We start from the raw sequence: 18851 nt of genomic DNA, 5'->3' as shown, positions 1-18851 counted from the left end.
TACTCTCTCAGTGTCTCGCAACTTGCGGGGCACGTCAAGTTTACCTTAGATTCCTTCTTTTCACAAGTTGGCCGAGCTGTGATATAATGGGGGTAAAATGTGTTAGGAGATCCTTTTTATGCGTTTATTACCGATCGGACAAGTTCGCCCAGGGATGATGCTGGGCAAAACGGTATTTACCGACGATGGAAAGGTGCTGCTGGGTACCGGTGTTCCTTTAACCGAGCGGCTGATCGAGGGCCTGCAGCGCAGCGGCATCGACTCCGTTTATATTGATGACCCGCGTACCGCGGATATCGAAGTTCATGATGTCATTCGTCCAGAGACACGCCAACACGCACTTGCTGTCATCGCGGACACAGCACGGCAGATCACCAACACCAACAAGCTGGCGCGGCGTATTTCGGTCAAGGAGATGGGACTCCACTTCCAAAAAATGTTTCACAACATTTTGGAAGATTTGCTCGGCAACCGTGAGATCGTCTTCCATCTGATGAACATCTCCGCGTATGCCGGCTCGATGTACCACCATTCCGTAAATGTTGCTGTACTGGCTACCGCCGTCGGCATGTCAATCGGGTATAATCGCAAGCAGTTGACTGAGTTGGGGATCGGAGCGCTACTGCACGATATCGGCAAACTGCAGCTGCCCAAAGAATTGCTGGAGAAGCAGACACAGTGGACCCAAGAAGATCATGAGATCGCAAAGCAACACACCATCTACGGATTTGACCTGCTTCGTAAACAGCACGACATCTCCCTCTTATCCGCTCACGTTGCGCTTCAGCATCATGAGCGCCTCGACGGTAGCGGCTACCCGCAGGGACTGTCGGGCAAGCAGATTCATGAGTACGCCCAAATCGTTGCTATCTGCGACGTATACGATTCATTAACCACACCGCGCCCTTGGCGGAAGCGATACATGCCCCACGATGCGCTGGAGTACCTGTTAGGAGCAGGCGGACACCTGTTTGAACACAGCTTGATCAACGCCTTTCGGCAGCACATCGCTGTGTTTCCTCTGGGCAGCAGTATCGTGCTGAACACAGGCGAGGCTGGCGTCGTTTGCAGAGTGGATCCCAACTACTGCCACCGTCCGGTGGTGCGCATCCTCAAAGACGGCCGCGGCAATGATGTGTTAAGCCCCTACGAGTTGGACCTGCGCGAGGAACTAAAGCTGTTCGTCGTCGGCTTCGAGGGGGAGGAACTGTTTTCGGTCCACTAACCCGGCAAGTGGAACTGATACTAGCTAAGTGGAGCTTCCGAAACCATATACTACCAATATACAGCATATACAGCCCTCAGCGGCCATATCGGCAGCCAAGGGCTGTCTCTTATGTGAGGGCATCTCTCATCCTACTCGCATGCCCCAACGCTCATCATTCTTCTTCCCCATGTTCCACCTGATACACCATTGTTGCCGCAGCGGCACGGGTCAAAGGTGCATCAGGTTGAAAAGAGCTCCCCTCGTTGCCCCATAGACCAAGGGCTTTCGCCAATGCGGCGATTGCCTGCTGCTCCTCTGAAACGTCATCATACAATCGAGTAAAGATTTCGGGCTGTTCGATCAGTGAGCCGTAGCCGATCAGTCGCAGCACCATCTCGGATGCCTCTATACGGGTGATGGGACGATCCGGTTCAAATCGTCCATCATCCGGCACCAGGCCCAGTTGGGCAATCTGCTGAATCGCCGCATAATGGGGATGGCTTTGATCCAGGTCGGAGAAACGGTACAGCTTTTCTGCTTCCTCATCTCTGTCGGCGAGGCGGCGATGGAGGGGGTAACTGTGCGAGAGTCGAGCCAGCATCGCTGCAAACTCCCCTCTTGTTACCTGTTTGTCCGGCCCTACTTGCCCATCCTGTACCTGCAGGTAATTCTGGTCGACTGCAAACTGGAGGGCTTCCTGGGCAGGATGATCTTCTATGTCCTGTGGCTGCTGTTTTTTGTTTAGCTCAGCCAGGGTGTGCCATTTCCCGCTGACCGCATCGACATATCCTTCCTCCCCTACATAACGGTACACCAGTCTTGGTTCAGCAGGCTGCTCAGCACGATACAGCCAGTTGCCTGCAGGCAGGAAGTAGGTCAGCATAGGCTGTTTCTGTTGAAGCTCCACCTCACGGGCTTGTTCGGCGGAAATCGCCGCCTCTGCATTTGGCAGAGCAGCCAGTTCATACAAGTCCTGGCTGCGCAACTCGATGACCTCTGCCGATTCCACATCTACGAACACCCGGATACCGAGAAAATCCTCCACAGGGATTCCATCTTGAAGCAGACCGAAACGAATCTCGTACCCCCGATCCCATTCAAGCATCTGCTGTTTCTCTTCCTCTGTCGGCTCCTGTTCGATCAGGTAGATCTCACCAAGGTGATCGGCGAACAAGGTTTTCACAAACTGTACAGCGCTCTCCTCTGCCTCCTGCCAAGAGATCGGTGAATCCACTTCTGTTCCTTTACCCGGGAATCTGCCTTCTTCACGGTAAGAGTAGCCGACTAGCTGTCCTCGGTCATCAATCTCCAGTTCCACGAAGCGCGTCTGATCCTCTGCTTGCTCTACCGGATCAAACTGAAATGACCAGTGTTGGTTCGTGATGCCATCCGCTCCCGTACTGCTGCCGCTGCCATTCTGTCTGACAAAACGATACTCGCCCGGCAGTTTTTTGATCCATTCTTTGGCCCGTTTTTCAGCGGTCTGCCTGGAAATCAGTTCTCCCGATCCCCAACCGCTGACCGTGCTGCCCAATGGCTTTACCTCTCCGCCTTCACCCGGCGTCTGACCAAAACGGTTTAATGGACTTCCGTCAAGGGCATCAATGGCATAGACATCATCGGGACCATATCGATACACCAGCTTGTAATCTTCTCTGCCAAAATACCCAAGCCGTACGAACGCAAGGGAGGGGTAGGCCAACTCTTCCAGGCTTTTTTCTAGTTCTTGTACATCCTCTTGTTGCGGCAGATCTCCCGGATACCAGTTCCGTTCGAAGTTGATGATCGTTCCATCGCCGTCAACGGTGATGCTGAAGTAGTTCTCCAAAAACGGCACTCCCTCTACCATCCGGGTAAACGTAAAGCTATGTCCTCCCTCTGGCTGATAGAATCGAGCCTTGTTTTCGTATTGGTTGGGCTCGGACAGAACCTGCTGCTCCTCTTCGGCAGCCTTCTCCAGAAATGTACGAGCAAGAGTCTCTGCTTCTTTCTCCCCGATCAGATCATCCGACTTGCCTTGACTCACTTCCGGTCCGTAGATGGAAAAGCGTATCAGTTTTCCTGTCACGGCATCGACGACCCCATTGATAAAACCGTCTTTTCCTTTCATCTGCCAATGAAAACTCCAAACCGGGTTTTCTCCTTGTGTAAACGGATGGGATTCGCTTAAATCTTTTGACCTCAGCTCATATTCGTCAGGAATGGTGACCAAGTCTTCGACAACCTGCAGCGCTTTCTCTTCAGAAAGCGTCGCCTGAGTCATCTCGGCAGCGTATACAGACGGTGCCGCAGGTGCTAGGGGAAGCGGCAACACGGATGATACGACCACCCCGGCCAAAGCCCCCGACAACGCCAACCTGGATATCTGACGGTTCTTGTTTTGCAAGATACGATTGCCCATCTTTTTGCTCCTTTCAGATTATTTTGGCATCACAAACCCTATTTTACCAAATAATACCTAACGAGCTCCATACTTCTTTGTATCAATCAATCTCTAATCCGTTGTGCTGCCTGCTAACCCTTAACCCTGACTACCTGTTGTATTCCTCCTAGGCAAGATGTTTCTCAAACAAGGTAACGGTGATACCAGGGGCTACCTCTTGCTGCCCTATCTCCTGAAACCCGTTTCGTTGATACAATAGTTTGGCCGACTCATTTCCCGTACCGGTAGCCACTTTGATCGTCCGGATTCCCGGTTCATTGCACTCCACAAATCGCAGCAAGGAGCCGGCAATCCCTCTGCGAAAATAGTCAGGGTGGACCATCATCCGGTGAATATCCAGCAGATCGCCGATGCGCTTGTACGAGATCGCCCCGGCTAGTTTGCCCTCCTCCGTGCGATAGCCGTAAAACGATTCTCTACAGGTCACTAGCGTCTCAACCGTGTCGTGCAGCGGCGGGATACCGGAGAACCCGATCAGATCCGCTTCCACCCGATAGGCAGGGATCTGCACTGCAAGCACTTCTTCTGCGGTCTCCCGTATCTCAATCTGCAGCCGTTCTATCATCGTTCGGTCCTCCCTCTAGCTATGGTTTTATGATATGGGCATATTTACCATTCTATCAAAAACAGCGTAGGGACGAAACGTATAAAACATATTGACGCTCATAAAAAAACGAACTGTCGAGTCCTCTTCGACAGTTCATCTGATCTTACCGTTTTTGATTCTATTCCTTGCTTGATCCGTCCTCGGCGATTCTCCCGTCCCCGGCAATTCCTCTCAGCGCACCTGACCGGCAGCAGTGGCTAGCCTGGCGTCGTTGTTTTTTTGCTCTGACACGTGGCGGACCAGTTCGACGACACGGCAGGAATAGCCCCATTCATTGTCGTACCAGGCGATTACTTTTACTTGTCGGTTGGCCATAACCAACGTCGACAGGCCATCGACAATGGCGGAATGTTCGTTTCCAATGTAGTCACTTGACACAAGCGGATCTTCGCTGTATTCGATATAGCCTTTCATCGCCCCCATGCTCGCTTCACGCAAGGTACGGTTTACGGTTTCGGTCGTCACCTCTTGTTGCAGGTTGGCCACCAAATCGACCACCGAGACGTTCGGTGTTGGAACACGCAGCGCAAATCCATTGAGGCGCCCGTTCAGGTCGGGCAGCACTTTGCCGACGGCACGTGCGGCACCGGTCGATGTCGGAATAATGGACTGACCGCAGGCACGGGCGCGTCGCAAGTCTTTGTGCGGGTTGTCCAGATTAAGCTGATCGTTGGTAAACGAGTGTACGGTAGTCATGAGCCCGTACTCAATTCCAAACGCTTCGTGCAGCACTTTGGCCACCGGAGCCAGACAATTGGTTGTACAGGAAGCATTGGAGAGAACGTGATGGTTGGCATGATCGTATATCTGCTCGTTGACGCCCATCACAATCGTCGCATCTTCATCCTTGCCCGGCGCAGTGATGACCACCTTTTTCGCTCCGCTCGCGAGATGCTTTCCTGCTCCTTCACGGTCTCTAAACTTGCCTGTTGCTTCCACTACGATCTCCACCCCTAAATCACCCCAGGGTAGCTGCAGTGGATCTCTATTGGACAAGACGATGGTCGGTTTGCCATCGACGATGATGCGATTGCTGCCTACTTCGATCGTGTTGGGAATCCGGCCGTGAATCGTGTCATATTTGATGAGATGCGCCAATGTTTCAGGGGGGTAGCTTGCATTGATCGCCACAATTTCCATATCAGGGTCTTGGATTGCACGGCGAAAAACCATTCGCCCAATTCTTCCAAAACCGTTGATTCCGATTTTTATCGACATATTGACTCCCCTCTCCGCAAATAAGTTACGCTGTTCCTCTCTTTTATTATAATAAGTATGACATAATTATCAATGTGTTTTACTAAAAAATAAATATTTGGACTTTTTGGAGGCCACCTGTTCTGGGCCCTTTCTGGGAAATGATGCAGTCCTTTGATCATATACTTTACAAATGTTGATGGGGGGAGACGTTTCCATGTACAAAAAAGAGTTTCCCAAGTTTAACTGGAAAACACTGCAGGATCAGGCTGGTGATTTATTGGGAAAAGATTTTTGGCAGGACGTGATCGGCATGGTCCCCAACTTAGGCCCGCGCTTGGACGGGTACGAGACGGATCAGGGATTTGTGGTGGTAGTGGAACTGCCTGGCCTGGATTCGCCGGAAGCTGTAAAACTGCGGATAAAGGGGGACGTGTTGGTGATCTCCGGAGAAATCAACCGGACGTATTCGGTTCGAGAGGATCGATTTTTTCAAACGGAACGTTTCACGGGCCCCTTTACGCGGGAGGTGCCGCTTCCTTCCCCTGTACAGCCGCAATCCATCAATGCCCAGTATTATAATGGGCTGTTGGAAGTCTACATCGCCAGAGAAAATCAGACAGAAACAGAAATCCCGATCGATTACGTGGACGATAAACGGTTCTCTCTGTAACAAGAAGAACAAAGACAGGGAGGGATACACGAATGGTGCGGATTCAGTTTCGCGATCTGACGATTGACCGTATCGCTCACGCCTCGGGAGTGTTTTCCGGCGACAATGCTCCCTGCCACTGGAAACATCGTGCAAAAACTAACGAGGGGTTTGGGGCGGTTTCAGGAGACAAAAACATCTCCATCGGCAATCGCAGTCTGCTCAATGATCAAGATATCTGTGAACATAAAACGGGAGCACCGCGGGAGACAGACACCCGATAGAGTGTAAGGCTCCGCGAAGGAAGGGATGTCCCGAGTCATGTCGAAACATCAGGACCCGGAAGCGAACGATGCTTTGCTGCGTGAGATTCTCAAGCGGCTTCACCACATGGAGCAGCGGCTGGAAGAGCTGGCCAACCAACCACTTCGACACGACCACTATGTACATATCGAGCAAACGACGGTTCACCAACCGGTACTAGAACAGCTCACCTTTCGCCTTGATCAGCTCCAGGTCGATGAGTTGAGCGGCACACTGAACATTGGCAACAATTTTGGTCTCTCTTCCAGCAGCGACCCATCAAGTCAGTCAGGTCAGTCGAAGCAGTCGGGACTCCAAAAAGCCAAAAAGAACGAAAAGCAGTGCACGGGACTTGTCCATCCGACCAAACCACCTAAGCCTGGTGCCGTTGCTCCCTCCATCCGTCCCCCTTCTGCAAGCCCTCATTCACCTGACACACCGTCGTCTGCAACCAGTCAAAGCGAACCGAGTCTTAAGAAGCAGAGGAGGAGGAGTCCGGTTCATCAACAGCGGAATCAGGACCAAGATCCTGCCAAGCTGCCCGAGAGGGAAGGCAAAGCCGAAACAGCGCAGCAAACCGGGCCGTCAGGAGAACCTAGGATGACGGCCACGGATTGTGGCTACTCGGTCAAGATCGAACGGAAACAGACGGGAGGAATACCATGACCGCTCCTTTTTCACCTACCTTTTTTATTGGTTCCATTCGCATCGGCAGTGTGGAAGGCGCATCCTGTGTCAATATGGGCAACAACTACCCAGCCCATTTTCAAAACCATAAAAAACATAACCAAGGTTTCGGATCGGTCGGTGGGGACAACAACCAAATCAGCGGTGCCAAGTCCGTATTGGACGACGCCGACTTTCTCGACATGCTGAACCATTCGGACATGGAGATGCCCGACTGGGTAAGAGAGATGCTGCAGAAACCGCAAAATGAGAGCAGTGAGAGCAATGATCGTTAACAACTTCGTTTTTCAATGATAAGATCACGATCGTCGATTGGCGTATCGATCCCATCGTTGTCATACAGTACATTGATATTGTGGTATACGAGGTTTTGGTCTCCCGACACCTGACCAAATGCTGAATTGGATGTGTTGTGGGATCCCCAGCCGCATTGATAGTTGGTTCCTACAAAAATCCCGGAAGCACTTTCGATTACATTGACGTTGATCTGATCGAATTGAACGAGCTGCGCTTTCTGCTCCCTCATCTGCATACTCAAATCTGGGCAGTCGGGCTGCCCTTTGTCTCCAATCCGTCTTTAATGATCGTATCGAACACATCATTATCATTGATGAAGTAAAGGTTGCCAATAACCGAATTGAACGCACCAAATGCACTGAAGTTCATCCCCACAGCTAACTGGTTCTTGTTGTGCGAATCCCAACCGGAAGCGGAGTTTTCCCCGACGAAGACTGCCGCATTCGTCTCCATTCCGTTGACATTGATCATGTTGAAGATAACGACACCAGCCATTTTGTTCCCCTCCACAGCAGATTTTCATGGCCCAGTTGAAAGTATACTTTACCCTATGCCTATACCGTGCAGGCGTGAGCCCGGCAACTGTTTCCGATCCGCCCGTTTTTTCCTTGATCCACACTCCCTGCTCACTGGGACGTATTCTAAAGTAAACCGTCTGCCGCCAATGCGGGGATTGGGGGATTGTCATGAGCGTACGAATTCGCTTTCGTGATATCACGGTAGACAGCATGGAAATTCATAGTGCAATCATGATCGGAAAAACAATCGCCAGCAATTGGGATTCCCACAGCAAAACCCAAGAGGCGATTGGCGGCAATTCCGGTAAAAACATCATCAAACAGAACCGAATTATTATTCATGACAAGGATCTAATCGACACCATCATCCATGATGCAGATGTAAAACAGCGCACAACAAGCTCTCCAAACACTCCTGTTCGAAAACGGAACATCGGTGGCAAACGAAAGCGAAGAAAGCGAAAGCAGTGGAACACGGTGCATCGCACCTGTTGTTGCAGCAACAGATGGCGTCCCGTTCGCACATTGAACACGTCCGTTTTCTATCCCAAGCAGCCAAAACAGCGCAAAAAGAGGCTTGTATCGGTTACTCTATAATCTTTGACCATCGTCTTTCTCCGATTGTCTCCCTCTCTAAAAGCTGCGGAAGCACTTCAGCGGAGCAAATAAAAAAGCACCGAAATCGGTGCATAGCGTACTCAAATAAAAGCTGGACCTAGCCAAAGTCGTCCGTGTAGATCTGCTGGTAGCGATCTTTGTAGTACAGCACACGTTGGACGTAATGGCGGGTTTCTCCGTAAGGTATGTTCTCAGCCGAATCTAGTGTACCGTCCCAGGTGCGCTCCTTCAGCCATTTGTTCACTTTTCCGGGGCCGGCGTTGTAGGCTGCAATCGCAACTACCTGATCCTCTTGAAACATGGTAAGGAGAAAACGCAGATACCAGGTGCCCATATCGATGTTGACTCGCGGCTCGTCCAGGTACTCTCGGGACATGGGGTTAAACCCAGCCTGCTCAATGATCCAATCAGCCGTATCCGGCATGATCTGCATCAAACCAATAGCCCCTTTGTGAGAGACACGATCGGTTTGAAACCCGCTTTCTGTTCGAATCACCGCCGTGATCAGCATCGGATCTACCTGAAATCGCTCCGCGGCCTGCTTGATTTCATCTTTGTATTGGATGGGATACATCCACTTCCAGATCAGCGGTGTATTAATCAACAGAAACACGCACATCAGGATGAGCAGCAGAGCAACTGCTGTTTTTTTTCTTTTCATTTGGACAACTCCGTTCGCAAGGAAAAGAGGAATTGTTCCACCTGCTGCTCTGTCTCTTCACGTGTTCCCCGGTTATCAATCAGGTAGTCGGCCTGCTCTTTTTTCCACTCGATCGGCAGTTGGGCACGTATTCGTTTCGCCGCCTGTTCGGGATCCAGATCGTCCCGTTCCATCAAACGTCTCAACTGGGTTTCAGCCGGTACGTAGACGACTACGATTCGATCCACCATGTACTGCAGTTTGCTTTCAAACAAGAGCGGAATGTCCATAAACACGATCGTTTCTCCCGCCTGTTCCGCTGCTTCTGCCATCTCCCGCATCACCTTGCGCACTTCCGGGTGGACGATTGCATTGAGTGCCTGCCGCTCTGTCTCGTCGGAAAAGATGATGTCCCCCAGTTTCTTACGGTCAATCGTACGATCACTCAGCAGAATATCCGTACCGAAATGGCGAACAATTGCGTTATAAGCGGGCATGCCTGGCTCCACTACCTGCCGAGCGATCAGATCGGCATCGATGACCGTTATCCCCCGCTCTCGAAGCATTGCTGAGACCGTACTTTTGCCAGTCGCGATCCCGCCCGTCAATCCGAGGATCATGTGTACCCTCCTTTACTGTTGGCATTTGGGGCACATATGCGTCCCACGACCGCCGACGACATACCGGACGATCGGAGTGGAGCACACCGTGCACGGCTCTCCTTTTCGCCCGTAGACATGCAAGGACTGCTGGAACATCCCCATCTCTCCCTGTCCGTTGACGTAAGACTTGACCGAACTGCCACCCTGACGGATCGCTTCCGATAGCGTTCCAATAATACACTCGTGCAGTCTGGCCGTTTCTTTGGGCTTCAGTTCGCCGGCAATCCGTTCCGGATGCAATCGGGCCCGAAACAGAGCCTCGTCCACATAGATATTCCCCAGTCCGACCAGAAATTCCTGGTTTAACAAAAGTGGCTTGATTTTCGTTTTGCGTCCTTGTAACATGCTGCGAAACAACTGAAGGGTAAAACCTTCATCGAGCGGTTCCGGCCCCAGTTTGGTCAGCGGTCCCGCTGTCTCCTCCTGCCCTAGCGGAAACACGTCCATTGTGCCAAACTGCCGGACGTCGCGATAGCGCAGTTCTGTGCCGTCTGTAAAATGAAAAATCACGTGGGTATGCTTCTCGACGGGCTCATCCTGCCGGTACAACCCGTAGCGTCCCTCCATCCGCAGGTGGGACAGCAGCAGATCCCGATCTAAAATAAACTTGATAAATTTCGCACGACGCTCAACGGCGTGAATCGTTTGACCCGCGAGCAGTGCCTTGAACTCCTCTACATCGTCGGGTCGGCGGATAATGCGAGGCAGCAGCACGCTTACCCGTTCGATCTTCTTTCCTGTCACCAAAGTCCGCAGCGTACGGACAACGGTCTCTACCTCAGGCAATTCCGGCATGACTTATATCCTCCTATTTTGCATCATACCAGGTGCGTCCATAGTGAACGTCTACTTTCAGCGGCACATTGAGGGCAAGCGCACTTTCCATCACCTCGGGTACCAGCTTTTGCATGATGTCCAATTCATCTTCCGGTACTTCAAACACCAACTCGTCATGCACCTGCAGCAGCATGCGGCTGGCCAACTGCTCTTGTTCCAGCCGCTCCTTCATCCGCACCATCGCCAGTTTGATGATGTCAGCAGCCGTTCCTTGTATGGGCGTGTTCATCGCTGTCCGTTCGGCAAACGAACGGATGTTGTAGTTGCTGCTTTTGATGTCCGGCAGATAGCGGCGACGATGCAGCAAAGTGGTGACGTAGCCGTCCTGTTTGGCCTTTTCGACCACTTCCTCCATATAGCGCTTTACTCCAGCAAAGACGGAAAAGTAGCGTTCGATAAACTCCCCTGCTTCCTTGCGGGTGATGTTCAGATTTTGTGACAAACCGTAATCACTGATTCCGTACACAATGCCAAAGTTGACCGCCTTGGCTTGCCGGCGCATCAGTGAGGTTACCTCATCTTCCGCCACCCCAAATACATCCATGGCTGTGCGGGTATGGATGTCCATTCCCTCGTTAAAGGCGTCAATCAGATTTTCATCTCTTGAAATATGGGCAAGCACCCGAAGCTCGATCTGAGAGTAGTCGGCGGACAGCATGTACCAACCTGACTCGGACGGTACGAACGCTTCGCGAATCTTCCGTCCCTCTTCCAATCGGATCGGGATGTTCTGCAAATTAGGCTCCGTGCTGCTCAATCGGCCGGTTGCGGTAGTCGCTTGATTGAAGCGGGTATGCACCTTGCCCGTCTTGGGGTGGATCTCTTTGAGCAGTCCTTCAATGTAGGTAGAGCGCAGCTTGCCCAGTTGCCGGAAATGCAAGATCGTCTCCACAATCGGATGGTGAGGAGCCAGTTTTTCCAGCACATCAGCACTGGTAGACGGTCCTGTCTTGGTTTTTTTGTAGACCGGCAGACCTAGTCTGTCGTACAGGATCTCTCCCAGCTGTTTGGGCGAATTGATGTTAAACGTCTCACCGGCCAGTTCATAGATCTGTTCGGTCAGCTCCTCCAGTTTACGGTCCAGCTCCTGCCCCATCTGCTGCAGACGTTCGCGGTCCACTTTGACACCGAATGATTCCATCCGGGCCAATACCAGGCTGAGCGGTGCCTCAATCTCAGACAGCAGCTCTTCCAATCTATTCTGCTTCAATTCTTTTTGTATCGTCGGGACACTTTGCCAGATCGCCAACGCTTTGCGGGCTACGTGCTCACTGAGAGTCTGCGGATCGGGGATGGCCCGTTTCGCACCCTTCCCGTAGACGTCTTCGTCAGATGCCAGGCTGACGCTGGCGTATTGGGCAGCAATATCGCTCAGGCTGGGATTGCTCTCGGAGGCGTTCATCAGGTATGAAGCTAGATAAAGGTCAAAACCAATACCAAACATCCGGGCCCCGTTCCATTGAAGAGCGATCGTGTCCCGTTTTCCGTCGAAGACCCACTTGATCTGCTGCTCATCTGCCAACCAATCTTGAAATGCTTCCCAGCGCTCCGCCACCTCCACAGGAACAAACAGCGCGGTATCATCACAGGCCAACGCATATCCAAGCAGCGGGGCACGATGGTAGCTGTCCCCATCCAGTTCAACATAGAGGCTCATCGGTGAACAGAGCTTCTTCGTATACTCGTCCAATCTCTCAACTGACACCGTCTCGTAGGAAAAGGGCCTGTCCACCTCTGTGCTGTCTGCTCCTTCAGCGTACGCAGGGGCATCATCAGCACCCTTTACCTTGGTCAATAATGACTTGAATTCAAAACGTCTGAAACAATCGACCACTTTCTGTGGATCGTAGCCAGGATATACAACATCGTCTACAGCGATCTCCACAGGGGCATCACGCATAATCGTGGCCAGTGATTTGCTCAGCTTGGCCTGTTCGACGTTATTTCGCAGATTTTCCTGCAGTTTTTTTCCGGAGACCTGGTCGATGTGAGCCAGTACCTCTTCGACTGTGCCGTATTGGTGGAGCAGTTTCATGGCCGTTTTTTCCCCGACGCCTGGCACACCGGGGATATTATCAGAGCTGTCACCCATCAACCCTTTCAAGTCGATGATCTGTCTTGGTGTCAGTCCGTATTTCTGTTCAATCTCGTTGGCTGTATACAACTCAATCTCACTGACACCTTTTCGGGTAAGCGCCACCTTGACGTGATCGGAGACAAGCTGAAGCATATCTTTGTCACCGGTGATCACCGTGGTCGCAAGCCCCTGTTCGTCACTCTGCCGGGTCAGCGTACCGATGATGTCGTCCGCTTCATATCCTTCCAACTCAAATCGCTTGATCGAAAACGCGTCAAGCAGTTCGCGGATCAGCGGAAACTGTTCAGACAGCTCCGGCGGGGTCTTTGCCCGCCCCCCCTTGTACTCTGTATATTCGCTGTGTCGAAACACCACCTTGCCTGCATCAAAGGCGACCAGCAGGTGTGTCGGTTTCATCTCCTCCAGCACTTTTAACAGCATGGTCGTAAAGCCAAGAACGGCGTTGGTGTGCAAACCGCCTGTCGTAGACAAAAGCGGCAGTGCATAAAACGCTCGGTTGGCCACACTATTCCCGTCAACAATCACGAAATGGCTCATCATGAACGGCCCCTCTCCTGATTTCGCTAACTTTCATCATACCATAGGGCCGACATTGCTGGCAAAAGCAAGGAGGCCTGATCATAACCGCCATACAGGCAGCGATGGTACAAACAACGGGCACACCGGGGTGAAGAGCAAGAGAACTTCGATTGTCCGAGTGGACCAAAACAGGTACAATATCAGCAAACAGCTCTGTATGGAAAGGTGTTACCAAATGGATAAACCAGCATTTCCGCCTTATTTCGCACTCCTGATCGGCGTTATTTCCATCTCCTTTTCCGCCATTTTCGTCAAGCTGGCGTCCGCTCCCGCTCCGATTATCGCCACCTATCGCCTGCTGTTCTCGGTTCTGTTGATCCTGCCGACGCTGCTGGTTGCCAAAGGTGTGATCACGGAAATAGCGGGAATCAGTCGAAAGATATGGCTGCTCAGCCTCCTCTCGGGCGCATTTCTGGCCTCTCATTTCCTGCTGTGGTTTGAATCGCTTCGCTTTACCTCTGTAGCCAGCTCAACCGTTCTGGTTACCCTGCAGCCGTTATTTGCTTTTGTCGGCGGCTATTTTTTGTTTGGTGAACGGCTTCACCCCGCCGCAGTGGTAGGGGGCGTTCTGGCGATTGGCGGCAGTTTTGTGATCGGCTGGGGCGACTTTCAGATTGGCGGTGAAGCCCTGTTTGGCGATATTCTGGCTTTGTTGGGGGCTGCAACGGTAACTGTTTACTGGCTGATCGGCCAATACGTGCGCAAAGCGTTGTCGCTGACCGCCTACACCCTGGTGGTGTACAGTGCCAGCAGTATCTGTCTGCTTGCTTACGATCTATTATTTGGCTACTCGCTTGTGGGATACCCGGCGGCAGACTGGGGCTGGTTCTTTTTGTTGGCGTTGATTCCCACCCTGTTTGGCCACTCGATCTTCAACTGGGTGATTCGGTGGATTCCAACCTCGACTGTTTCCATGAGCATATTGGGGGAGCCGGTCGGTACCGCCATTCTTGCCTATCTGATCCTGGATGAGGTGGTCACCATCCCGCAATATATCGGCGGCGGGATCATCTTGTTGGGCATCTACCTGTTTATGCGATGGAACACCATGATAAAGGAGGAGAAGACCGATGAACAAATCTCCCCATCAACGCAAAACTCTGCGTGAGTACTGGAACTCGCTAAGAGTGTGGGGAAAGATCGGATGGGTTGTCGTTCTTGGCTATATTGTTGGTCGGATCGTTTACTGGTTAGGCAGCATGCTGTCAGGGTAAAGATCTATCGAGATAGGAAAAAAGGGAAGCCGACCCGGCTTCCCTTTTTCAGCCTGTAGACAAAGTTCCGTAAGGAACAGGGTCTGCAGGCTTTTTTGTTGAATATAGAACATGTTACGTTTTCAATAGTTATTTTTGGAGGTGGCATTATGCTTAATAAGCAACAGGCCGAAGGCCGTTATCAGATATCTGCATTCTCGTTAGATGAGTTGGTGCCAAAAGATCATCTCGTACGAAAAATCGAAAATGCAATCGACTTTTCATTCATCTATGACTTAGTGGAAAGCCTCTACTGTCATGACAACGGCAGACCCAGTGTTGACCCTGTAGTCTTAGTCAAAATTGCTCTCATCCAATATCTTTTTGGTATTCGTTCCATGCGGCAAACGATTAAAGAGATCGAAACCAATGTTGCCTATCGGTGGTTCATTGGCTATGACTTCAGTCAGCCCATTCCCCATTTCACGACCCTAGGCAAGAACTATGTTCGCCGTTTTCGGAATACTCAACTCTTCGAGTCGATCTTCCTTCGAATATTGGAAGAGGCGGTACATCATGGATTCGTGAAGCCTGACGTGCTTTTCATCGATGCTACGCATGTAAAAGCCAGTGCGAATAAGCATAAATACGTGAAAGAAATCGTTGAAGAACAAGCCAAGAAATATCAAGAGCTACTGGACGAAGAAATCAATCAGGATCGTATTGCACATGGAAAGAAGCCCCTTGAAAAAAAGACAGAAACTTCGAAGAAGGAGGTGAAGGTCAGCACAACTGACCCGGATTGCGGATTGTTTGTAAAGGGGGAAAAGGAACGTGTATTTGCCTATAGTTTTCATACGGCATGTGATCGAAATGGATTTGTGCTTGGCGCAAAGGTAACGCCAGGCAATGTGCATGACAGTCAGGTTTTTGAGGATGTTTTGAATCAAGTGCGACAGACGTTCGAACAACCTCAGGCTGTGGCGGTGGACTCCGGATACAAGACGCCTTACATCAGTAAAACACTGATTGATGACCAGATTCGCCCCGTTATGCCCTACACAAGACCACGCACCAAAGAAGGTTTTTTTAAAAAGTACGAATATGTGTATGATGAATATTTCGACTGCTACATCTGCCCGAACGAGCAAATCTTAACATATGAGACAACAAACAAGGATGGGTACCGTATCTATCGATCAAATTCTCAAGTTTGCCGAAGTTGTCCGTTTTTGAAACAATGCACGGAAAGTAAAGACTACACAAAGAGAGTGAGTCGCCACATCTGGGCTGATTACCTCGAAGAGGTAGACCACCTCCGGCATACCGAGGAAAACAAACAGATCTATAGCCAACGGAAAGAAACGATTGAACGTGTATTCGCTGATATGAAGGAAAAGCATGGCATGCGTTGGACGACCTTACGAGGACTGGAGAAGGTCACGATGCAGGCGATGCTTGTTTTCGCTGCCATGAACTTAAAAAAAATGGCGACCTGGCTATGGAAATCAGGTCGCCAAAAGGTGAAGGATCAAAACACCTTCGGTATTTTCATCAAATTATTAAACAAACGCCCTCTGCTGTTCGTTCAGCGAGGGAGTTTGTCTGCAATCTGAAAAAGGGAAGCCGACCCGGCTTCCCTTTTTGTATAGCATTTACTTGTTCAAGTCTGTCATCTGCCCCGTGGACATATAAAAAATCCATTCGCAGATATTGGTCACGTGGTCAGCAATTCTCTCCAGGTATTGGGCTACCAGCAAAAGCTGCATCCCTTGGGCAAACGTCTGCTCCTGTGTACCCATCTCATTAACCAGTTCACGGAACATATTGGAGTAAAACTTGTCGACGATATCATCGCGAGCCGCTACCTCTTCTGCCAATTGTTTGTCTTGGGCGATGTAGGCGTTCAAGCTGTCGCGAACCATTGCCTTGACGTGGTCAGCCATCTCCGGAATATTGGCCACCTGTTTGGGAAACGATTCGTTCATCAGTCGACGTGTGGTCTTGGAGATGGAAACAGCGTGATCACCCATCCGCTCCAGATCGGTCACCAGTTTCAACATGGTTCCGACCCGGCGCAAATCGCTGCCTACCGGTTGCTGCAGGGCAATCAATTGGAAACAGCCAGCCTCTATCTGCTGCTCCAGTTCGTTAATCTTGCTGTCGCCCGATATAACCTCCTCAGCTAGTTTGCTGTCTTTCTCCATTAAACTTTTAATCGCTTTATGAATGGCCTCTTCCACCAGCGTTCCCATTGCCATCAAGTTGCGGTGGAGAAGATCGAGCTGTTCTTCGAACACATGCCTTGTCACTGCGTTCAACCCCTCTCCTCGTTTCAAGATCCGGAGAACTTATGTCCCCGCTTAGACACCCTATTATAGCGAACGGATTTATAGGCTGTTTTAAGCATTTGTTAGAATTGTGTAAAGGCCTCGTCCCTTGACAAGCGAGCTGTACAGCATGTATATTGTATATATATAATATAATCAATAATAACAAAGTCAAAACGGATGAGGTCACTATGAATATTATGATCTCCAACGCTTCCAAGGAGCCGATTTATGAACAAATAAAAAATCAGATCATCCAGAGCATTTTGCGCAATGAACTGAAGGAAGGCGACCCGCTCCCTTCGATGCGACGACTGGCCCAGGAGCTCCGGATTAGCGTGATCACGACGAAAAGGGCTTATGAGGAACTGGAATCGGAAGGGTTTATCACCTCCATCGTCGGAAAAGGTTCGTTTGTTGCGTCCCAAAACAGCAGCATCCTGCGGGAAAAACGTCTCACTGCAATCGAACAAAGCCTGGCCGAGATTGTACAGCAAAGCAAACGATACCATATCAGTCTTGAGGAACTTAAACAGATGCTAGACTTGTTGTACCAGGAGGGATCATAGATGGAAGATGCCATTAACGTGACGAGAATCAGCAAATCTTTTAAAGACTTTCGATTACTGAAAGACGTTTCTTTCTCCGTCAAACAAGGGTTCATAACTGGGTTTATCGGCCCAAACGGCTCTGGCAAAACAACAATGATCAAATTGATCATGAATCTGCTCAAGCGAGATTCCGGTTCGATCGAGCTGTTTGGATTGGACAATGACCAGCATGACAAGGAAATCAAGCAACGCGTCGGCTTTGTTTACGCAGACAACCATTTTTACGATCATCTGACAGTCGAACAAATGAAGCGGATTGTTGCCCCGTTTTACCAACACTGGGATGAAGCATCTCATCATCATGGACGAACCGACTTCCGGCTTAGATCCCATTATCCGCCGAGAAATTCTCGACATTTTATCCGAGGTAATCCAGGACGAGAGTAAAACCGTCTTTTTTTCCACACACATCACCAGTGATCTGGAAAAAATCGCCGATTACATTACCTTTATTCACAACGGAAGCATCATTTTTAGCGAGTCAAAGGAAACAGTACTAGAGCAGTATCGCATGGTAAAAGGAGCAAATGAGCTTCTGGATGAGGATATGCGCAACATGTTCATTCATGTGCGACAAACGAGTGTCGGCTTTGAGGGATTAACCCATGATCCGCAGTTGGTCGCAAGCCGCTTCCAACACCAGGTGCTCATCGAACCAGCTTCGTTAGAGGATATCATGGTGTATACGGTAAAGGGGAGGACATAATGTACAACTTGCTTTTGAAAGAATGGATCATCAGCAAAACGACGATAGCCATCAACATGACGCTGCTGCTTGTGACCAGCCTGGTGACCAGCGACGGGCAAGTACCGATCTATTTGCCGATTATCTTTGGGTGTGTGTTTATTTTCGGCAATAGTTTTCAAGAGTATAAGAACAATAGTGAAGTACTGGTCAATAGTCTCCCGGTCAGCCGGCCGCAAATCGTCGCATCCAAGTATCTCGCTTCCTTGCTTTTCGGAGCAGTGGTCACCAGCTTCGCTGCCGTTTTAAACATGTTGCTGCCTGTTTTCGCGGTGTATGAGATGCTTCACATCGTACTTAGCATCAGTCTCATCGGTCTGTTTGCAGCCGTATACTTTCCGCTTTACTATCTGCTGGGACCCAGGTTTATCCAGTATGGCTTTCTCGCCTTGATGCTGCTATGTATCACAGTTCTTCCCATGGTGGTCAATCTAGGGGTGAAAAATGGTTTCTGGGGACTCGCAGCCGTATTTGAACAGGTTTCTCCCGCTCTGCTCTCTCTCGCCTTCCTCGGAGTGGCAACGGTCCTGCTGCTGGTATCCTGGGTCATCTCCGTCCGCCTCTATCTGCGAAAGGAGTTTTAAAAAAGCGAGTGACATCACAGGATGCCCCTCGCGATCCCCCCAA

At 50.5% G+C, this 18851-nt stretch carries 20 protein-coding genes and 1 pseudogene; 11 read left to right on the top strand and 10 right to left on the bottom strand.

Annotation, left to right across the window (positions count from 1 at the left end; all coding sequences use genetic code 11):
* Window positions 1–118 precede the first annotated feature (118 nt).
* Window positions 119–1225, top strand: coding sequence for an HD-GYP domain-containing protein (locus tag LOK74_RS03175; protein WP_230045177.1), 1107 nt, complete (start codon window positions 119–121; stop codon window positions 1223–1225).
* A gap of 154 nt (window positions 1226–1379) precedes the next feature.
* Here LOK74_RS03175 and LOK74_RS03170 read toward each other — a convergent pair whose 3' ends face one another.
* From LOK74_RS03170 to LOK74_RS03160, 3 genes are all read right to left on the bottom strand, one after another.
* The gene (locus tag LOK74_RS03170) at window positions 1380–3608 is read right to left on the bottom strand and encodes an S-layer homology domain-containing protein (protein WP_230045176.1); all 2229 of its coding nucleotides are present in this window, start codon (window positions 3606–3608) and stop codon (window positions 1380–1382) included.
* Window positions 3609–3756: 148 nt separating this feature from the next.
* The gene (locus LOK74_RS03165) at window positions 3757–4215 is read right to left on the bottom strand and encodes a GNAT family N-acetyltransferase (protein WP_230045175.1); all 459 of its coding nucleotides are present in this window, start codon (window positions 4213–4215) and stop codon (window positions 3757–3759) included.
* Between the two features lie 213 nt (window positions 4216–4428).
* A complete protein-coding gene (locus LOK74_RS03160; protein WP_230045174.1) occupies window positions 4429–5475 on the bottom strand; it encodes a glyceraldehyde-3-phosphate dehydrogenase in 1047 nt (348 codons plus the stop codon).
* 196 nt (window positions 5476–5671) lie between these two features.
* Between LOK74_RS03160 and LOK74_RS03155 the strand changes: the two genes are divergently transcribed.
* From LOK74_RS03155 to LOK74_RS03140, 4 genes are read left to right on the top strand one after another with little or no spacing between them, the layout of a single operon-like run.
* On the top strand, window positions 5672–6127 hold the full coding sequence (locus LOK74_RS03155; protein WP_230045173.1) for an Hsp20/alpha crystallin family protein: 456 nt from the start codon (window positions 5672–5674) through the stop codon (window positions 6125–6127).
* A gap of 32 nt (window positions 6128–6159) precedes the next feature.
* Window positions 6160–6390 carry a hypothetical protein gene (locus LOK74_RS03150; protein ID WP_230045172.1) on the top strand — a complete coding sequence of 77 codons (231 nt, stop codon included), beginning with the start codon at window positions 6160–6162 and terminating at the stop codon, window positions 6388–6390.
* A gap of 37 nt (window positions 6391–6427) precedes the next feature.
* Entirely contained in the window at window positions 6428–7075 is a 648-nt protein-coding gene (locus tag LOK74_RS03145; protein WP_230045171.1) for a hypothetical protein, read from the top strand.
* Window positions 7072–7371, top strand: a complete 300-nt coding sequence (locus LOK74_RS03140; RefSeq protein ID WP_230045170.1) for a hypothetical protein — start codon at window positions 7072–7074, stop codon at window positions 7369–7371. The genes LOK74_RS03145 and LOK74_RS03140 overlap by 4 nt, the downstream gene beginning before the upstream one ends.
* Here the strand turns inward: LOK74_RS03140 and LOK74_RS03135 are convergent.
* Complete coding sequence (locus tag LOK74_RS03135; protein ID WP_230045169.1) at window positions 7368–7622, bottom strand: hypothetical protein; 255 nt, start codon at window positions 7620–7622, stop codon at window positions 7368–7370. The two genes, LOK74_RS03140 and LOK74_RS03135, sit on opposite strands and share 4 nt — an antisense overlap.
* 8 nt (window positions 7623–7630) lie before the next feature.
* Complete coding sequence (locus LOK74_RS03130; protein ID WP_230045168.1) at window positions 7631–7888, bottom strand: hypothetical protein; 258 nt, start codon at window positions 7886–7888, stop codon at window positions 7631–7633.
* A gap of 191 nt (window positions 7889–8079) precedes the next feature.
* On the opposite strand from LOK74_RS03130, the gene LOK74_RS03125 reads away from it, so the two are divergent.
* Window positions 8080–8508, top strand: coding sequence for a hypothetical protein (locus LOK74_RS03125; RefSeq protein WP_230045167.1), 429 nt, complete (start codon window positions 8080–8082; stop codon window positions 8506–8508).
* A 118-nt stretch (window positions 8509–8626) separates the two neighbouring features.
* Here LOK74_RS03125 and LOK74_RS03120 read toward each other — a convergent pair whose 3' ends face one another.
* The 4 genes from LOK74_RS03120 to polA are packed head-to-tail and all read right to left on the bottom strand — an operon-like array spanning window position 8627 to window position 13303.
* A complete protein-coding gene (locus tag LOK74_RS03120; RefSeq protein ID WP_230045166.1) occupies window positions 8627–9190 on the bottom strand; it encodes a lytic transglycosylase domain-containing protein in 564 nt (187 codons plus the stop codon).
* On the bottom strand, window positions 9187–9789 hold the full coding sequence (gene coaE / locus LOK74_RS03115; RefSeq protein ID WP_230045165.1) for a dephospho-CoA kinase: 603 nt from the start codon (window positions 9787–9789) through the stop codon (window positions 9187–9189). The genes LOK74_RS03120 and coaE overlap by 4 nt, the downstream gene beginning before the upstream one ends.
* A gap of 12 nt (window positions 9790–9801) precedes the next feature.
* Complete coding sequence (mutM, locus tag LOK74_RS03110) at window positions 9802–10626, bottom strand: DNA-formamidopyrimidine glycosylase (protein ID WP_230045164.1); 825 nt, start codon at window positions 10624–10626, stop codon at window positions 9802–9804.
* 13 nt (window positions 10627–10639) lie between these two features.
* A complete protein-coding gene (polA, locus tag LOK74_RS03105; protein WP_230046895.1) occupies window positions 10640–13303 on the bottom strand; it encodes a DNA polymerase I in 2664 nt (887 codons plus the stop codon).
* Window positions 13304–13520: 217 nt separating this feature from the next.
* On the opposite strand from polA, the gene LOK74_RS03100 reads away from it, so the two are divergent.
* Entirely contained in the window at window positions 13521–14453 is a 933-nt protein-coding gene (locus LOK74_RS03100; RefSeq protein WP_230045163.1) for a DMT family transporter, read from the top strand.
* 255 nt (window positions 14454–14708) lie between these two features.
* The gene (locus LOK74_RS03095) at window positions 14709–16154 is read left to right on the top strand and encodes an IS1182 family transposase (protein WP_230046894.1); all 1446 of its coding nucleotides are present in this window, start codon (window positions 14709–14711) and stop codon (window positions 16152–16154) included.
* A gap of 39 nt (window positions 16155–16193) precedes the next feature.
* Here LOK74_RS03095 and phoU read toward each other — a convergent pair whose 3' ends face one another.
* Window positions 16194–16850 (bottom strand): phosphate signaling complex protein PhoU, encoded by a 657-nt coding sequence (gene phoU, locus LOK74_RS03090; RefSeq protein WP_230046893.1) that lies wholly within the window; start codon window positions 16848–16850, stop codon window positions 16194–16196.
* A 209-nt stretch (window positions 16851–17059) separates the two neighbouring features.
* Between phoU and LOK74_RS03085 the strand changes: the two genes are divergently transcribed.
* From LOK74_RS03085 to LOK74_RS03075, 3 genes and pseudogenes are all read left to right on the top strand, one after another.
* Window positions 17060–17437 (top strand): GntR family transcriptional regulator, encoded by a 378-nt coding sequence (locus LOK74_RS03085; RefSeq protein WP_230045162.1) that lies wholly within the window; start codon window positions 17060–17062, stop codon window positions 17435–17437.
* A pseudogene (locus LOK74_RS03080) lies at window positions 17438–18185 on the top strand (ABC transporter ATP-binding protein).
* Window positions 18185–18808, top strand: a complete 624-nt coding sequence (locus LOK74_RS03075; protein ID WP_230045161.1) for an ABC-2 transporter permease — start codon at window positions 18185–18187, stop codon at window positions 18806–18808. The pseudogene LOK74_RS03080 and the gene LOK74_RS03075 overlap by 1 nt, the downstream one beginning before the upstream one ends.
* The last annotated feature ends 43 nt before the right edge of the window (window positions 18809–18851 follow it).

This window comes from Brevibacillus humidisoli (assembly GCF_020923435.1).
GTDB lineage: Bacteria > Bacillota > Bacilli > Brevibacillales > Brevibacillaceae > Brevibacillus_E > Brevibacillus_E humidisoli.
This window is presented reverse-complemented; position numbering and strand designations above follow the sequence as displayed.

Excerpts from the sequence above, each read along its gene's own strand:
- LOK74_RS03175 (WP_230045177.1), top strand. The coding sequence starts at position 119 with ATGCGTTTATTACCGATCGGACAAGTTCGCCCAGGGATGATGCTGGGC.
- LOK74_RS03170 (WP_230045176.1), bottom strand. The coding sequence starts at position 3,608 with ATGGGCAATCGTATCTTGCAAAACAAGAACCGTCAGATATCCAGGTTG.
- LOK74_RS03165 (WP_230045175.1), bottom strand. The coding sequence starts at position 4,215 with ATGATAGAACGGCTGCAGATTGAGATACGGGAGACCGCAGAAGAAGTG.
- LOK74_RS03160 (WP_230045174.1), bottom strand. The coding sequence starts at position 5,475 with ATGTCGATAAAAATCGGAATCAACGGTTTTGGAAGAATTGGGCGAATG.
- LOK74_RS03155 (WP_230045173.1), top strand. The coding sequence starts at position 5,672 with ATGTACAAAAAAGAGTTTCCCAAGTTTAACTGGAAAACACTGCAGGAT.
- LOK74_RS03150 (WP_230045172.1), top strand. The coding sequence starts at position 6,160 with ATGGTGCGGATTCAGTTTCGCGATCTGACGATTGACCGTATCGCTCAC.
- LOK74_RS03145 (WP_230045171.1), top strand. The coding sequence starts at position 6,428 with ATGTCGAAACATCAGGACCCGGAAGCGAACGATGCTTTGCTGCGTGAG.
- LOK74_RS03140 (WP_230045170.1), top strand. The coding sequence starts at position 7,072 with ATGACCGCTCCTTTTTCACCTACCTTTTTTATTGGTTCCATTCGCATC.
- LOK74_RS03135 (WP_230045169.1), bottom strand. The coding sequence starts at position 7,622 with ATGAGGGAGCAGAAAGCGCAGCTCGTTCAATTCGATCAGATCAACGTC.
- LOK74_RS03130 (WP_230045168.1), bottom strand. The coding sequence starts at position 7,888 with ATGGCTGGTGTCGTTATCTTCAACATGATCAATGTCAACGGAATGGAG.
- LOK74_RS03125 (WP_230045167.1), top strand. The coding sequence starts at position 8,080 with ATGAGCGTACGAATTCGCTTTCGTGATATCACGGTAGACAGCATGGAA.
- LOK74_RS03120 (WP_230045166.1), bottom strand. The coding sequence starts at position 9,190 with ATGAAAAGAAAAAAAACAGCAGTTGCTCTGCTGCTCATCCTGATGTGC.
- coaE (WP_230045165.1), bottom strand. The coding sequence starts at position 9,789 with ATGATCCTCGGATTGACGGGCGGGATCGCGACTGGCAAAAGTACGGTC.
- mutM (WP_230045164.1), bottom strand. The coding sequence starts at position 10,626 with ATGCCGGAATTGCCTGAGGTAGAGACCGTTGTCCGTACGCTGCGGACT.
- polA (WP_230046895.1), bottom strand. The coding sequence starts at position 13,303 with ATGAGCCATTTCGTGATTGTTGACGGGAATAGTGTGGCCAACCGAGCG.
- LOK74_RS03100 (WP_230045163.1), top strand. The coding sequence starts at position 13,521 with ATGGATAAACCAGCATTTCCGCCTTATTTCGCACTCCTGATCGGCGTT.
- LOK74_RS03095 (WP_230046894.1), top strand. The coding sequence starts at position 14,709 with ATGCTTAATAAGCAACAGGCCGAAGGCCGTTATCAGATATCTGCATTC.
- LOK74_RS03085 (WP_230045162.1), top strand. The coding sequence starts at position 17,060 with ATGAATATTATGATCTCCAACGCTTCCAAGGAGCCGATTTATGAACAA.
- LOK74_RS03075 (WP_230045161.1), top strand. The coding sequence starts at position 18,185 with ATGTACAACTTGCTTTTGAAAGAATGGATCATCAGCAAAACGACGATA.